The sequence below is a fragment of the Bacillus sp. FSL W8-1141 genome, from assembly GCF_038593205.1.
Classification (GTDB): domain Bacteria; phylum Bacillota; class Bacilli; order Bacillales; family Bacillaceae; genus Bacillus; species Bacillus altitudinis.
The window spans coordinates 225,510-240,276 of sequence record NZ_CP151973.1 but is presented as its reverse complement, the minus strand read 5'-3'; the positions used below and the strand labels follow the sequence as shown (position 1 = coordinate 240,276).

21 protein-coding genes and 1 riboswitch are annotated in these 14,767 nt (G+C 42.0%); of the genes, 6 read left to right on the top strand and 15 right to left on the bottom strand.

Going from position 1 to position 14,767, the window contains the following annotated elements:
- Positions 1 to 146: 146 nt before the first annotated feature.
- Positions 147 to 284, top strand: a complete 138-nt coding sequence (locus NSQ52_RS01365) for a hypothetical protein (protein ID WP_156409652.1) — start codon at positions 147 to 149, stop codon at positions 282 to 284.
- Positions 285 to 531: 247 nt separating this feature from the next.
- Here NSQ52_RS01365 and NSQ52_RS01360 read toward each other — a convergent pair whose 3' ends face one another.
- The 3 genes from NSQ52_RS01360 to NSQ52_RS01350 all read right to left on the bottom strand — a co-directional run bounded on the left by NSQ52_RS01360 (position 532) and on the right by NSQ52_RS01350 (position 2,807).
- Positions 532 to 1,359: an aldo/keto reductase gene (locus NSQ52_RS01360; protein ID WP_008343867.1), complete on the bottom strand. Its 828-nt coding sequence runs from the start codon at positions 1,357 to 1,359 to the stop codon at positions 532 to 534.
- Positions 1,360 to 1,539: 180 nt separating this feature from the next.
- Positions 1,540 to 2,001, bottom strand: a complete 462-nt coding sequence (locus NSQ52_RS01355; RefSeq protein ID WP_342473832.1) for a DUF523 domain-containing protein — start codon at positions 1,999 to 2,001, stop codon at positions 1,540 to 1,542.
- A 347-nt stretch (positions 2,002 to 2,348) separates the two neighbouring features.
- A complete protein-coding gene (locus NSQ52_RS01350; RefSeq protein ID WP_024719151.1) occupies positions 2,349 to 2,807 on the bottom strand; it encodes a MarR family transcriptional regulator in 459 nt (152 codons plus the stop codon).
- A gap of 207 nt (positions 2,808 to 3,014) precedes the next feature.
- On the opposite strand from NSQ52_RS01350, the gene NSQ52_RS01345 reads away from it, so the two are divergent.
- Both NSQ52_RS01345 and NSQ52_RS01340 read left to right on the top strand, forming a co-directional pair.
- Entirely contained in the window at positions 3,015 to 3,782 is a 768-nt protein-coding gene (locus NSQ52_RS01345) for a GNAT family N-acetyltransferase (RefSeq protein WP_342473831.1), read from the top strand.
- 138 nt (positions 3,783 to 3,920) lie between these two features.
- Positions 3,921 to 4,298, top strand: a complete 378-nt coding sequence (locus NSQ52_RS01340; RefSeq protein WP_045034653.1) for a hotdog domain-containing protein — start codon at positions 3,921 to 3,923, stop codon at positions 4,296 to 4,298.
- A gap of 53 nt (positions 4,299 to 4,351) precedes the next feature.
- Here NSQ52_RS01340 and NSQ52_RS01335 read toward each other — a convergent pair whose 3' ends face one another.
- Positions 4,352 to 5,524, bottom strand: a complete 1,173-nt coding sequence (locus NSQ52_RS01335) for an MFS transporter (protein ID WP_045034654.1) — start codon at positions 5,522 to 5,524, stop codon at positions 4,352 to 4,354.
- Positions 5,525 to 5,601: 77 nt separating this feature from the next.
- A riboswitch (purine riboswitch) is annotated at positions 5,602 to 5,701 on the bottom strand.
- A 400-nt stretch (positions 5,702 to 6,101) separates the two neighbouring features.
- Between NSQ52_RS01335 and proS the strand changes: the two genes are divergently transcribed.
- Positions 6,102 to 7,535, top strand: coding sequence for a proline--tRNA ligase (proS, locus tag NSQ52_RS01330; RefSeq protein WP_342473830.1), 1,434 nt, complete (start codon positions 6,102 to 6,104; stop codon positions 7,533 to 7,535).
- 175 nt (positions 7,536 to 7,710) lie between these two features.
- The gene (locus NSQ52_RS01325; protein ID WP_017358723.1) at positions 7,711 to 7,887 is read left to right on the top strand and encodes a hypothetical protein; all 177 of its coding nucleotides are present in this window, start codon (positions 7,711 to 7,713) and stop codon (positions 7,885 to 7,887) included.
- A gap of 52 nt (positions 7,888 to 7,939) precedes the next feature.
- On the opposite strand, the gene NSQ52_RS01320 is transcribed toward NSQ52_RS01325, so the two are convergent.
- The 10 genes from NSQ52_RS01320 to NSQ52_RS01275 form a co-directional block, all read right to left on the bottom strand.
- Entirely contained in the window at positions 7,940 to 8,716 is a 777-nt protein-coding gene (locus tag NSQ52_RS01320; RefSeq protein ID WP_327855592.1) for a sulfite exporter TauE/SafE family protein, read from the bottom strand.
- A 58-nt stretch (positions 8,717 to 8,774) separates the two neighbouring features.
- Positions 8,775 to 9,005: a sulfurtransferase TusA family protein gene (locus NSQ52_RS01315; protein WP_342473829.1), complete on the bottom strand. Its 231-nt coding sequence runs from the start codon at positions 9,003 to 9,005 to the stop codon at positions 8,775 to 8,777.
- Between the two features lie 34 nt (positions 9,006 to 9,039).
- Positions 9,040 to 10,167 carry an MBL fold metallo-hydrolase gene (locus tag NSQ52_RS01310; RefSeq protein WP_024719147.1) on the bottom strand — a complete coding sequence of 376 codons (1,128 nt, stop codon included), beginning with the start codon at positions 10,165 to 10,167 and terminating at the stop codon, positions 9,040 to 9,042.
- A 15-nt stretch (positions 10,168 to 10,182) separates the two neighbouring features.
- Complete coding sequence (locus NSQ52_RS01305; protein WP_047946119.1) at positions 10,183 to 10,743, bottom strand: sulfurtransferase TusA family protein; 561 nt, start codon at positions 10,741 to 10,743, stop codon at positions 10,183 to 10,185.
- Positions 10,744 to 10,795: 52 nt separating this feature from the next.
- Positions 10,796 to 11,152: a rhodanese-like domain-containing protein gene (locus NSQ52_RS01300; RefSeq protein WP_041508159.1), complete on the bottom strand. Its 357-nt coding sequence runs from the start codon at positions 11,150 to 11,152 to the stop codon at positions 10,796 to 10,798.
- 14 nt (positions 11,153 to 11,166) lie between these two features.
- On the bottom strand, positions 11,167 to 11,649 hold the full coding sequence (locus NSQ52_RS01295) for a DsrE/DsrF/DrsH-like family protein (protein ID WP_008343885.1): 483 nt from the start codon (positions 11,647 to 11,649) through the stop codon (positions 11,167 to 11,169).
- Positions 11,650 to 11,774: 125 nt separating this feature from the next.
- Entirely contained in the window at positions 11,775 to 12,035 is a 261-nt protein-coding gene (locus tag NSQ52_RS01290; protein WP_003217059.1) for a metal-sensitive transcriptional regulator, read from the bottom strand.
- Between the two features lie 122 nt (positions 12,036 to 12,157).
- The gene (locus tag NSQ52_RS01285; protein WP_138278038.1) at positions 12,158 to 12,622 is read right to left on the bottom strand and encodes a DMT family transporter; all 465 of its coding nucleotides are present in this window, start codon (positions 12,620 to 12,622) and stop codon (positions 12,158 to 12,160) included.
- A gap of 13 nt (positions 12,623 to 12,635) precedes the next feature.
- Positions 12,636 to 13,064: a DMT family transporter gene (locus tag NSQ52_RS01280; RefSeq protein ID WP_008343887.1), complete on the bottom strand. Its 429-nt coding sequence runs from the start codon at positions 13,062 to 13,064 to the stop codon at positions 12,636 to 12,638.
- Between the two features lie 83 nt (positions 13,065 to 13,147).
- Complete coding sequence (locus NSQ52_RS01275; RefSeq protein WP_008343888.1) at positions 13,148 to 13,462, bottom strand: metalloregulator ArsR/SmtB family transcription factor; 315 nt, start codon at positions 13,460 to 13,462, stop codon at positions 13,148 to 13,150.
- Positions 13,463 to 13,580: 118 nt separating this feature from the next.
- Here NSQ52_RS01275 and NSQ52_RS01270 point away from each other — a divergent pair, with 118 nt between their 5' ends.
- Positions 13,581 to 13,721 (top strand): hypothetical protein, encoded by a 141-nt coding sequence (locus NSQ52_RS01270; protein ID WP_167493191.1) that lies wholly within the window; start codon positions 13,581 to 13,583, stop codon positions 13,719 to 13,721.
- Positions 13,722 to 13,883: 162 nt separating this feature from the next.
- Here NSQ52_RS01270 and NSQ52_RS01265 read toward each other — a convergent pair whose 3' ends face one another.
- Positions 13,884 to 14,720, bottom strand: coding sequence for a helix-turn-helix transcriptional regulator (locus tag NSQ52_RS01265; protein WP_008359338.1), 837 nt, complete (start codon positions 14,718 to 14,720; stop codon positions 13,884 to 13,886).
- Between the last annotated feature and the right edge of the window lie 47 nt (positions 14,721 to 14,767).

The following is a 14,767-nucleotide window of genomic DNA, read 5'->3' as shown; positions in this document are numbered from 1 at the left end:
GGTTGTTTAATGTCTTTTGAAATCGTGGACGCGCTTTATTAATAGTAAGTATTTTCAAATAATGGTACGATATTGAAAAGATTCGAATGATTTCAGTTTAATAAGACACAAGACAATTCAACATATTGTGATAGGAGGGAATTTGATTGTTATTTGTGGGTATGGCCATTTTAATTGTGGTGTGTATTTCTGGGTCTATGATCGAGAAAAGAATAAAAAACATGGAGCAACAAAACGACACCATCATAGAACTGTTAAAAGAACAATTGAACAATAAAAAATAAATGATAAGTTTAGAAAAACCCGTAAGCCAACTAAACAGTTAGCTTACGGGTTTTTAGCTTAGTTGTAATTTCATCTTGCATACATCTTATCTTTCTTTGCATATAGTGTAAGGGTTATTGAAACTGTATAAAGCCCAGCTTTATGTGAGAACTGGTTAGTATCATCAGCTCTTGCAGCTGCAGTTTGCGTTTCGTGTACTTTCTCTTTCTACTATAGGGAATCATATTACCTTACCCTTTTCTTATATTAAAAATCGAAGTTATCTGGGTCTGGACCCGTGCGCTCATCTTCATTGAGCTGATCAATGACACTCATTTCATGGGCGGACAACTCGAAATCAAATACGTTTGTGTTTTCGATGATTCGGCTCTTCGTCACAGATTTCGGAATGGTGATAATGCCATGCTGCAAGTCCCAGCGAAGAATGACTTGCGCCACTGACTTCTCATGTTTTTTCGCAATATCTTGAAGCACCGGATGGTTAAGAAGTTTTCCGCTGCCTAATGGCGACCATGCTTCTACATGAATGCCTTTTGCCTTGCAGTAGTCACGTAAAGGCTCCTGCGTCAGCTTCGGATGCAGCTCAATTTGATTGACCATTGGTACCACTTCTGCCTCTTCTAATAAATCTTCTAAATGGTGCTGATGGAAGTTACATACGCCAATGGCTTTCACGCGGCCATCCTTATAAAGCTTTTCTAGCGCCTTCCACGTTTCTTTATATTTGCCTTCAACCGGCCAATGGATTAAATAAAGATCCAATACATCCAAACCAAGTTTATTCATACTTGTTTCAAAGGCTTCAAGCGTTGACTCATATCCTTGATCACTATTCCACACTTTTGTCGTAATGAACAGATCATCGCGAGAGATGCCTGATTGCTGAATGGCTTTGCCAACACCTTCTTCATTTTGATAGGCCGCTGCTGTATCTATACTGCGATAGCCCGCTTCTAGTGCGTCTTTGACTGCATTTACAGCCTCATCCCCATCTTTTACTTGCCATACACCAAAGCCTAGCTTCGGCATTTTCACTCCGTTTGCTAATGTGACTGTATCTGTTAATCCACTCATCAAACAAACCTCCGCTTCATTTTTGCTTACCATGCACTATACCCGAATGTGCGAAAGATCATGCATGAAGATAGACCATGCAAGGGCTACTATGATCTAATTTCATTTTTCACATACTAACAACACAAAATTTTTATGTAAATATATTTGTTTTTTAATTAAATAGATTTCTACTTATCCCTATACAAACAGCGAGGTCCAATCATCCTCCTCAGAGAATACTTGAATCCCATGCTGTTTCAGCAAGGCAGACGTCACACCGTCCCCAGCCTTTGTCTTCCCGTTAAACTCTCCCCGATAGATCATCCGGCTTCCGCAAGAAGGGCTGTACTCTTTTAACACGACGGATGTTGCGCCAAGAGTCTGAGCCTGCTTAAGCGTGTCTTGTGCACCATTTACATACATCTCTGTCACATCTGTTCCATGAACATCAACAACAGCAGCCTGTCCCCGTAAGACATCATGACCATCTCCACCAATAATTTCAGCGGGAGGTCTTGGTGTAGAGAAACCGCCAAGCAGCTCAGGGCAAACTGTTACCGCCTTTCCTTCCTGCACAAGCTCCTCGATACGTTGATCTAATTGATGGCTGCCATTATAACGGACCTTTAATCCCGCAAGACAAGCGCTAATAACGATCATGTATGTTCCTCATTTCTATGTATTGAACGTTTTTTGCTGACTTTAAAATAAATCCATAAAGGCAAACAGAGTATCGTGTACATCAGAAAGGGCAGAGCACAATACAAAACAGCCGCCCACATGGACCCTTCAACTCCTGTCACTCCAAAAAAATAAACAAATAATAGCAAGCTGACAAACAATCCGACGAACGGCATGATAAAAATAGATTTTTTGAAATTTTCCATCATCTCTTCCACCAACACGGTTCCCTCCCTCAATCATCATCACGAATAACGTCAATATATGTTAATTTTACCATAAAAAACCGAAAGCATCTAGTTTATAGAAAGCTTTCGGCCCGTTATTTATATCTTTTCCTTCCAAGCCTTTAAGAAGCGCTCAATAACCTGTAGTTCGTCTTCATTAAATTCATGGAGGAATTCTAAATAGGAGGAGACTGCCTGTTCATGAAGCTCATCATGCAGTGCCGCAAGCTGTGTGCCTTCCTCTGTCAGTGAATAATAGACGGATTTCTTGTCACCTTGCCGGTGGCAATAGTCGACCATGCCTTTTTCGATGAGCTTTTTCACAGCCTTTGTAATAGCTGGTTTTGATAGTTTTAGTTGTTGTGAAAGAAATGTATTATTGGATTCATTAGGGTTTGCTTGAATCATAGATAAAATATGAAGCTGTGTAAGTGTCCAATCTTGCTTGAGTGTATCAGTCGTGGTAATCAGTGGATCTGTTGGATCGTTCCGTTTCTTTTCCCTATGCATAATCAAATCTTGAATCGCTTTTAAGACAATCTGCTCGTTTGTTTCCATCTGAACCTCCACTCTTAACTGGTTAATAAAATGGTACTAATAATCAATAAAGGAGTCAAAAGAAATGTGGGGATGAGGAAAAGAATGGGTCATCAGACCTGATAAATAAGAGACCTTTTTTACTAGATTACAAGAGACCGCACAATTTCCTTTTCTTTGCTATTATTTATGATAGGTAACCCTCAATCAAAAAAAGAAGGTGAGAGAATGAAAACAGAGCAGCAAATGGCCATTCGCCAGTTAGAAGAAAAAATAAATTTGTTTTCTTCTGTTGTAAACGGATCGTTCCTATCAACGGAAGATTTCGTTCTATCAAACACGCATATATCAACTGACACGTTCAATTTGTTATTACCCATTTCAGCGCACATACAAGATCAACAAAAAGTGGAAGCTGCCATCGAACAAATGCAGCAACAGCAACTAACATTCAGCACATGGATCACTCAAAGCCTGCTCCACCCCGATTGGTCGAATATCATGCAGAAATATGGGCTTCAAGAAGTGGAACGCAATACCATCATGATGCTTGAACATACAAACGACATCGATCAAAGGACCTCTCAATCGCTTACGATCAAGGAAGTGACTGACGATCAAACTTTTCTCGATTATCAACATTTATTTACCGAACTTTTCGAAGGATCACCTGAGGCAATCTCTTTAAACAGCTATTTCCAGCGCTTTTCGATTGAACGATTACACCCGAGTACCCGCATGTTCGTTGGATATGAACACAACAAACCGGTCACAACGGGCTTATTGATCGAAACAGCAGACAGCTACGGTATTTATGATGTCATCACAAAGGCAGAACACCGCGGAAGAGGACTTGGCAGTGACATGTTTCATTACCTTCTGACCCAGACAGATAACAAACAAAAGTGTGTGATGTTACAAGCCTCAAATGACGGCAAACATATCTATCAGCGTGCCGGATTTCAACCAATTGGAGAAATGGTAGTTTTTGAATAGACGATGACATTTTTCCTGACTTATCAAGGGCAAAGAAAGGCATCCTGTCTCTTCTTTGCTTCCAACATCTCACCACAAAAATGAATGTACATTCATTCACTCCTTTGGTACATTTAAAAAAAGGAGCTGAAAAAACAGATGGTTCGACCAGGCGATCAATTTCAAACAAGCAAAACCTATACGCATGAAGATGTGATTCAATTTGGAAACATGACAGGTGATCTTGGCAAACATCATACCGAGCTAGATGATCAAGGAAGGCTCATGGTACACGGTTTTCTCACAGCAAGTCTAGCCACGAAACTTGGCGGTCAGTTTCATTTTATCGGTCAAGAGATGACATGTACCTTCATACGCCCTGTTTATACAGGTGACACGATTACCTGTCAGATGGCCGTCACCAAGGTAGAACCCCTTGAAAAATACCATCGTGTCCACCTTTTTTCCCGTTATATCAATCAGCATGGAGAAGAAGTCATTACTGGTAAAAGCGAAGGTGTGGTTTTCAAAAAATAAAAAGCTGCCTATGATGAGGCAGCTAACTAACACGAAAACGTTCTTATTCTCTTCTATTCAGCGTGATGCCCTCGATCCATATAAAGCGGCGGTCTCTTTAATGAAATCACTGCACAGCTAAAGGCAATCAGCACAAAAATAGCGCCGAATTTAGCCAAGTCAACGGATGAACCGGTCATTGTAAACATGACGCCACCCACGGCTGATCCAATGGAAATCCCAATTTGCAAAGCGGATGTATTCAAACTCTGCTGAATATCAGACGTCACAGGGTCTGTTTGAATCAAATAGCTCTGCAAAGCAGGTGTCAGTGCCCAGCTAAGAGCACCCCATAGGACAACCATCACCATAAAGAGCATAAACACTCCTGCTGTATAAGGAAGGATAAACATCACAATGGCAAACGCGATTGTCACCAGCAAAATGGCTTTTCCTGATCCTAGTTTGTCACTCAGCCAGCCGCCAAACCCATTCCCGCCAATCGACGCAAGCCCGAAGACCAAATAACAAATACTAATCCAAAACGGAGTCATATGCAGAACTTCCATCAGAAATGGCGTGAAATAAGAATACAGCATATAATGACCAGCAAGCATGAACAAGCTAATCAAATGCGCACTGAAAATTTTCGGATGCCCTAAAGAACGAATTTGTTCTTTAAGCGGTGTGACTTTTTCAACAGGCATTTTCTCCAATAGAAAATAAATGAGCACCATCGATATCGCTGACAGAATACTGATTCCTAAAAACATCACTCTCCAGCCAAAGCTCTCTGTAATAAAAATACCGATCGGTACACCGAGAACAAGTGATGAGCTAATCCCAATAAAAATCAGACCTAATGCTTTCGCTCGATGCGCCGGTTCCACCAGCTTGGCGGTAATCGTCAATGATAGCACCACAACAAGCGCTGTACTCATGGCAATCAAGACCCTTGAGATCATGACAAGGGCAAAGGTAGAACTAAAATATGTGAATACATTGCCTAATGTAAAGACCAATAATGCGATTAAATACAGACGCTTTCGTTCGATTTTGGCTGTGACGGTCAGTAGCACCGGTGCTGAAATAGCATACACAATCGCAAATACCGTGATCAGCTGCCCAGCTGTCGCAAGAGACACATTGAGATCCTCTGCTAAACTTGGCAAAATGCCCCCGACCACAAGCTCAACTAATCCAACCGCAAAAGTAGAAACAGCTAATAAATAAACTCTCCAGTTCATGTCTAACATCCCTTCTCTATATCATGGCTTTCACTTTTGATACAGGGTGCAGACAAACAAAAAAACCCTGATTACAAAAAAGGAAAGCGCGCTTTTGTAATCAGGATTTATCGGATCCTGGTAGAAACCCTCAAACCATATTATTGAGGTTATACAAGTCTATTTTTTTCTTCAAATATATTAGCATAGCCTTCCATAACGTGCAAGCTGCAAAAATAGAAAATGTTTGCCAATGGCTCTTCGACATAAACGACCTCAGAAAGGCATGAAATGAACTTGCGGACCAACTTGCTTTCTCCCCCATTTACAGGTAAACTGATGAAAAATCAACGAACAAGGATCAACGTAGATCTGGAATAGTAGCTTGAATTGACCTTTAACAGAGAGGGAACGGTGCTGAGAAGTTCCTACTGACATCTTCAAGTGAACCTGCCGATTTAGTTCTGTTTCATACAGCGGTTCATACCGTTATCATGATCGAGTGTAAAGCTGTGCTTTAAATTAGGGTGGTACCACCAGGAATGGTCCCTAACTTAAAGCACAGCTTTTTTGTTTTTTTAAAAGGAGGAAAAAGACAATGTCAAAGAAACAATTTGTTGAGAAAATTACAAGCATGGAAGACGACTTTGCCCAGTGGTATACAGATGTTGTCACAAAGGCGCGTCTCGTCGATTATTCAAGCGTTAGAGGCAGTATGATTATTCAGCCATACGGTTTTAAAATTTGGGAGAATATTCGCGACGAACTTGATCGTCAAATCAAAGAAACGGGTCACGAGAATGTCTATATGCCGCTCTTTATCCCAGAAAGCCTTCTCCAGCAAGAAAAGGATCATATCGAAGGCTTTGCTCCTGAAGTGGCGTGGGTGACACATGGCGGTGATTCGGAATTACAAGAAAGACTCTGCGTCAGACCAACCTCTGAAGTGCTGTTCGCCGAGCATTATAAAAACATCATTCACTCCTATCGTGATTTACCGAAGCTATATAACCAATGGGCCAATGTCGTCCGCTGGGAAAAGACAACACGTCCATTCCTTAGAACCCTTGAATTCCTCTGGCAGGAAGGGCACACTTGTCACGAGACTGAGCAAGAAGCGATTGAAGAAACAGAAAAAATGCTCCATATCTATGCGTCTATTTGTGAAGAGCTTCTAGCGATCCCTGTCATTAAAGGAAGAAAAACAGAGAAAGAAAAATTCGCTGGCGCCCGCTTCACCTATACGGTTGAAAGCTTGATGCATGACGGAAAAGCCCTGCAAACCGCCACTTCTCACTTCTTCGGCAACGGATTTGCCAAGGCGTTTGGCATTGAATTTTTAAATCGAGAAGGAAAATTAGAGCATGTCCAGCAAACATCATGGGGCTTCACCACAAGAATCATTGGCGCTATGATCATGGTGCATGGCGATGACAGAGGACTTGTCCTGCCGCCAAACATTGCGCCAACCCAAGTACGTGTTGTGCCAATTGCTTCCCATAAAGAAGGTGTCCTCGATCATGCCTATGAATTAAAGGATCGACTCGCCCGCATCGCACGCGCTGACATCGATGCAAGTGATAAACAGCCTGGCTGGAAATTCAACGAATGCGAAATGCAGGGCATCCCATTACGCGTAGAAGTAGGACCAAAGGATATGGAAAAAGGCCAGGTCATGCTCGCAAGACGAGACACAGGTGAAAAGCAAGCCGTCACGTTAGATGCACTTGAACAAACCATCACGTCCACGCTTGAAGACATTCAGCAGACGATGTACGAAAAAGCAAAAGAACGATTACATGAAAAAACATCAAACGCCCACACAATCGATGACATCGAGCAGCTTCTTGCCGAAGAAAACAGGTTGATCAAAGCCATGTGGTGCGGTGATGAAGACTGCGAAAACGACATCAAAGAGAGAACAGGAGCAACATCACGCTGTATCCCGTTTGAACAAGAATCCGTTTCTGACACATGTGTCTGCTGCGGGAAACCTGCTTCTGATATGGTGTTCTGGGCAAAAGCCTACTAATCATACTTCAAATTATTGACAAAGAATGCAAGGATTTGTCTACACGCTGAAGCATCTTATACGATGCTTCTTTTTTGTTAAAAAGAGCCAAATATCCATTGACCTCCTTCACACAATCCCCTATAATTCATATTAATATAATCGGTTTTTAAGACTTTAACTGGAGTGGTGATCTATGAAGCGCTGGCTCTCAATATTTAACGAACGTTGTCCAAAATGTAAAACAGCATTAGATGTCTCGAAGTCCAATGCCTTGCAAGGCAAAGTCGTGAAAACATGCCCCAATCTTCATTATCAAAAAGAGTACCACCCTGCACTTGAAACGTATATCGAGCACGATGACATGAAATAAAAAAGACCAACACATGGAAAAGAGCCCTTGCTCTCAGTTGTTGGTCTTTTTCTTATAATAAATCCACCCAGATTTTGATCGCTGTGGCTGTAATCATCACGGCAAGCGCCCATTGCAAATAAACGGCATTGATTTTCTGACCAATTTTCGCCCCAATCGGCGCGGCCATCAAACTGGCTACCATTAAGACAAGAGCAGGCAAGAACATGACTTGACCAGTCAGCACTTTCCCAGCCGATGCGCCGATCGCGGAGAGAAACGTAATCGCCAGAGACGACGCAATCGTCATCCGCACAGGGATTTTGAGAATTGATAGCATCACCGGCACTAAAATAAAGGCACCGCCTGCACCTAATACACCCGATACACTTCCGATCACAAAGGCAATACCAGCCGCCAGTCCTTTATGAAAGGTCACCTCTCCATCTGCTTCTGCCCGCTGACCTTTTTTCGGAACAAGCATTAAAATGACAGCGACAATGGCAAGCAGACCATAGACTACATTGATGCCTTTCTCTGGAAGGAAATGTGATAAATAGCTGCCTAATAAACTCCCTGCCAATATACTGCTCCCCATATATAAAATCAATGGTCGATGTAAAAATCCGCTTTTTCGATACGCCAGCACACCGCCGAGTGTCGAAAATAGTACTTGAATGGCACCAATCCCTGAAACCTCGTGAGCCGATAATGCCATCACTCCGACAAGAGGCGGGATATAAAGCAGCATGGGATAGTTGATCACCGATCCTCCTATTCCGACCATTCCTGATAAGAAGGAACCAATAAATCCGATGATAAATAAAGTAATGAAAAATGCAAAATCCACGCTGGTCTCCTCCTTTGCAAAAGGAAAAGGGGCTCCCTCATAGATACCCCTCTCCCCTTTAGGACCCTTTTCTCACCCAGAACTTCAGCACATGCCCTTCATCTGTCTGCGTGATCAATTCATGTCCGCTTGACTTAGCCCATGCAGCCAAATCAGTTTTGGCCCCTTTATCTGTTGCATGTATTTCTAATACTTGGCCTTCTGCCAAGTCGTTCATTTTTTTCTTCGTCCGAATAATCGGCATTGGGCATGCAAGCCCGGTTACGTCTAAAATGTGATCTGATGTCATCTAATCATCCCTCGCTTCTTTATTTTATTGAACATTATCGAATCGCACAACGGTTTGGACCAATTTCCATGTCTCGCTGCGCTTCCTCGTCTGGATGCAGCTTCCCCATATTGGTAGACCGAATGTCTTGATAAGCGTTTGGCTGTGCAGGTAGATGCTGCGTGACCATTTGTCTAAATACGTCTTCATCTTCAATGTTCAGCCCGTGATTTTCTTCAAACAAAGCGCCTAGCGCCTTCCAAACGCTTCCGTCTTCATTCAGCTCATCCACGATCATAAAATGTGCAGGCAGCACAATCAATTCTGCCGAAAGCGCCGTATATCGTGTATAAAGGGTTTCTCTCAAATCACCTACCCAGTCCTCCGCCATACCGGCTAGGTCAGGTCTTCCGATCGAATCAATGAACAAAATATCACCTGAAAGGAGATAACGGCCGTCTACGATAAAAGAGGTTGAACCAATCGTATGGCCCGGTGAATAAAGGGCATGAATCTCAATCTCCGTCGCTCCAATCGTCACACGCTGTCCTTCTTCAAGGTGATTGTAATCAAATGTCACCTCTTCGGCGTCTTTTGGCGGTAGCCAATAGATAGCACCAGTCTGTTCAGACAGCTTTTTCCCGCCAGATATATGGTCCGCATGAAGGTGCGTATCAAACACATGCGTCACCGTGACTTGATGTTTTTTAGCAAATTGCGTATAGACCTCCGTCATTCTAGCCGCATCAATAATCGCAGCTTCCCCATTCGACATGATCATATAGGACAAGCACCCCTTGCCCATTCGCACAAATTGGTACAACTCTCCACCGCCAGTTAAATCACCGATCTTCACTGGCTCTAAATGCTCACTCCATGCCTTCATGCCGCCTTGCAAATAATGGACCGTTCTGCCTGCCTCTGACAGCATCTCTGCCACCATAATAGAAGAGCCTTCTTTCGCACAAACGACCAGTACATCTAGGTCATCCGGTATGTTCTCCACCATATCCTCTACGCCATCAAGAAGCTCAAAGTAAGGCACATTTAAATATTCAACGGCTTTCCCTTCAATTTTCCAGTCCTGCACATCTGATTCGTTTCGTACATCCAACAAAAAGATCGGCTCTTTGTTGATGATCTTTTTTGTTAACTGTTCTGCTGTCATTGCTTTTACAGTCATTGGTTCATTCAGCTCCTATTTTTCAATCTCTCCTGTCCAGCTGTTCATGCCTGGCACTACATTGATCAATTGATGAAATCCTTTTTCTTTTAACTTTTGTGCGGCTAATTCACTTCTTCTGCCTGAATGACAGATGAGGTAAATGAGCGTTTCTCGGTTCAATTCATCAGCACGTTGTTCCACCTCGCCAAGAGGGATGTGAACAGCTCCTGGAATATGGCCCGCTTCATATTCATCCGGCTCTCGTACATCTAAAATAAACAATGACTGATCTTCTTTTACCTTCTGTTGAAACATGTTCAACGACATTTCCGAAATCATTGACTGCTCCTCCTCCTGTTTCGCTCCGCCTTTACGAATCAAATGATGAAGCACCTGTCCTTCTACTTTTGTTCCTAAAAATTCATGACCGGCGCTTTTTGACCAAGCTGCTAAATCCGCTGTAGACCCTTTATCGGTTGCTTGCACTTCAAGCACATCTCCTGGCAAGAGCTCATTCATTTGTTTTTTCGTTTTGACAATGGGCATTGGGCATGCCAATCCTTTTGCATCTAGAATTGCTGTTGGTTGCTGCATTGTTTTTCCTCCTTTTATAGGGGTGGGGGTATATTTTAAAGCCTATTTATACCTATAATCGCCAAGCATTCATGCCACCCTTGATATTCGTAATGTGGGTAAATCCCTGTTTTTTTAACAATTTAGCCGCCTGCATACTTCTCATCCCGCTCTGGCAGATCACATACACTTCTTTGTCTTTCTCAAGCTCATGCGCTCGTTCCTTTAACTGGAATAAGGGGATATTTTGAAATCCTTTTATATGATTTGTTTGAAACTCTAAAGGTGATCGCACGTCTATCAGCTGTTGATGCCGACTATGCAATTTAGGTTTCAGATGAGCTGCGTCCATTTGTTTCACACCCCGTACGGGAAGAAAACGGCTCACAAGCAAAGCGATCACAATAATGAGCAAAAGCATTTGAATCATGTATGGACACCCCCCTAGATAAATAAGTTCACATTCCCGATTTCCGCCTCTGCTAAATACGCTGCCACACCGGCATATTGAATGTCTGCTAATAATTCATTCTCCTGTAGCCCTAAAAGATCCATCGTCATCGTACATGCCACGAGATTGATCTCTTGTTCCTTTGCCATATCAATGAGCTGCGGCAGGGTCATGGCATTGTGTTTATTGATCACATGCTTGATCATCTTCGGTCCCATTCCTGCAAAATTCATCTTTGACAGCCCCATTCGATCAGCGCCGCGCGGCATCATTTTGCCAAACATTTTTTCTAAAAATCCCTTCTTCAGTGGCACCATCTCTTCCTTACGCAAGGCATTCAGCCCCCAAAAAGTATGAAAAATAGTCACCTCGTGATCATAAGCTGCTGCGCCATTTGCAATAATATAAGCGGCCATCGCTTTATCATAATCTCCACTAAATAAAACAATCGTCGTTCGTTTTTTCTGTTCCTCCATCATGATCCTCCTTATCTTAATTACCCGTGGGGGTATATAGAAGACAAAAAATATATACACATACCGGTAAGGGTATATTATAACAAGTAAAAAAATTCGTCAACCTCCAAAGGCTGAGGAATTTCTTACCGGCTTTTCACCAAGAGCTCAACCGCTTCTTTGACAAGCCCCTCTGTATCCTTGCCTTGCTCAAGACTTTCACGGACACATTGTTCAAGGTTTGTACTCACAATCACACCCATCGCCCGATCAATCGCATTACGAGATGCAGATAGCTGCGTCACCACCTCGCGGCAATCCTTTCCCTGCTCCATCATCGCAAGAACTCCTTTAATCTGCCCTTCAATCCTGCGAAGACGATTCTTCATCTGCTGATTATACTCCACGTTTAACACTCCTTTCTCTTTTCCCTATGATCAGATAGTATACCCTGATAGGTATTTAGTCAAACATGATGAATCAGTATAAAAGAGCTGCTGAGAGCAAATGTCGCAGCAGCCCTTTCTCTTTAAGCACTCGCTTCCTCTCGAGAGCGCTTATTTCCTTTGTAAATAAAATAAAGAGCGATCAGCATAAAGAACAATGCCAATATGCGTTTGAGATCAAGTGAAATCACCAAGCTATGGAACCAGCCAAAATGATCAATGACCATTCCAATGACAAGCTGCCCAGCAATCCCCGCAATATTCGCAGCAATGACACCGATTTTCGGAACAGCGATCACTGTCAGAATTAAATAAGCCGTTCCAAGAAAAGCCGCACTCAACTGCCACTTCGGCGCATGCAAGAGATTCAACAGATGGCCGCTCCCAAAGAATAAAATCAGAATGGTCAAAAACATCGTACCCGTTAAAAAGGTCAAAAAGGTCGTTTCAATCGTACCCGCTCTCCTGCTAAACGTACCGTTTATGGAAGATTGCGCACTTAACGTAATGCCTCCGATTAAAGTAAATAAAATTAACAATAATGCCATATCGACTTTCCTCCTAATGAATAAGAATAAGGGCAATGATCATCGAAATGACCGCAAATACCTTCTCTTTGTTTACTCTCGTTCTCTGACTCCCAAGCCAGCCAAAATGCTCAATCACCATACTCATCAACAGCTGACCAATAATGACAGCGACCATCGTTACCCCCACACCAACGAATGGAACACTCACCACAATAGACGTTAAATACACAACCCCCATCGCTCCGCCAAGTAGCGACCATTTTGGTGCCTTCAACGTATAGGAAAGGTCACCTTTGCCAAAAAAGAGCCACAATAGCCCCATAATAATTGAACCGACAAAAAAGTTATAAAAACTCGTTTCTAACTGTCCGATCGACTTCCCAAGCTCCGCATAGATGGCTCCTTCAAAACTAAGTGCCGCACCCGCTAATAGTGCAAGCACATAAAAAATTAAACGCATCATCAAATCTCCTTTGATTCATATATTTATATATCTAGATAAATAGATATATAGAATAGAAAAAAACAGAAATCACACATCCTTTAGATCTCTGTTTTCATATATTGTCCGATCTGTTGGATAAATTCTTCATTTCGTCTATAGTATGTCCATTGTCCATGCCGTACCGATTCAAGCAGACCAGCCTTTTGCATCAAATGTAAGTAGCTAGAGACCGTTGATTGAGAAATTTGCGCCTTTTCTTGAATATCCCCAACACAAACGCCCCCCTTATAACTAACCTCCTTCGGTAAATGAGCGCCTTGCTTAGGAAAATGCTTCTCAGGTTCCTTAAGCCACTTTAAAATATTCAACCTTGTTTCATTCGATAATGCCTTAAACACATCAATAGGTTCCATGGCAGACATTGTATATCTAGAAATACCGATATGTCAAGCCATTGCATATTCACCTCTAAATTGGTAAAAAGGAAATAATCAACGCTATAAGGAATATTTCAAGGAAAGAGGGCAACCCATGACTTTACAGCATTATATTGGATCAAACAAAGAACTGCCGCTTGGTACCATTGGTCAAAATCCTACCTATAAACCATTCTCTAAACTCACCTCACCCAAAAACAATGAGTATTTTAAAAGAACATACAGATGCTATTGAGATGTATAAACACCATTTACCAGAAAAGATATAGGCTTGGGGGCAAGAAGCCTCAACGTGAAACTAAACCGGTGCTTGTCAGCATCGGTTATGCCACTTGTCACTGATTTGCATAGGATCTATTTTATATTAATGCACTCAATAACTTCATCCAAACGATACCTACCCTTCAATTAAACGTTTTAACTTAAGCTCCGTTTCAGTATCCTCAACTGGAGTATAGACACTGCATCTTAAATCAGTATCCCCGTACACTTGTAATGAAGTGAGATTAAACAACATTTTCCCTACCTTGGCATGACGAAATTCAATTAATACTTCAGGTGCATAACTGATCTCATTTTCATTCCAAATTTTACGAAACTCAGGATATGCCTGCTCCATTTCTTCTATAAATTGCTCATACCAGTCATCCGCCACATACTGTCCATAATACGTTCTAAATATGGCGATATATCCTCTTACAAAATGCTCCCAATTCACGGCTAAACTTTTAAATTCCTTTCTTGCGAATAGTAAGCGTATGATATTTCTTTCTGCCGGGATGATTTGTTCAAAGTCCAAAAATACATTAGCTGCTGCTTGATTCCACCCAACAATCTGACTTCTTCTATCAGATATAATCGTTGGGCAATAACGAAGTTCCTGCAGAATTTTCACTAAAGCCGGACTGATTTCCTTCTCATTCTCAATGATATAGGATTGTTTCACACCTTCCTCTAACGCTAAAGCGTACAAATATCTCCTTTCATCGTTATTTAATTGTAATGCACTAGAAATCGCATCTAATACCGAAGTAGATACTTTTATATCTCTGCCTTGCTCTAACCATGTATACCAAGTAAGACTCACACCGGCTAGTTGAGCCACTTCTTCTCTTCTGAGTCCTGGTGTTCTTCGGCGGGTTCCTACAGGTAAACCAACCATTTGAGGCGTGATTTTTGAACGTTGGTTTTTTAGAAATTCTGATAATGCTTGAAGTCTTGTTTCAGGTTTCATTAAGGTCTCCTTTTAAAATATTATTCATTATACTATGATAAACAACA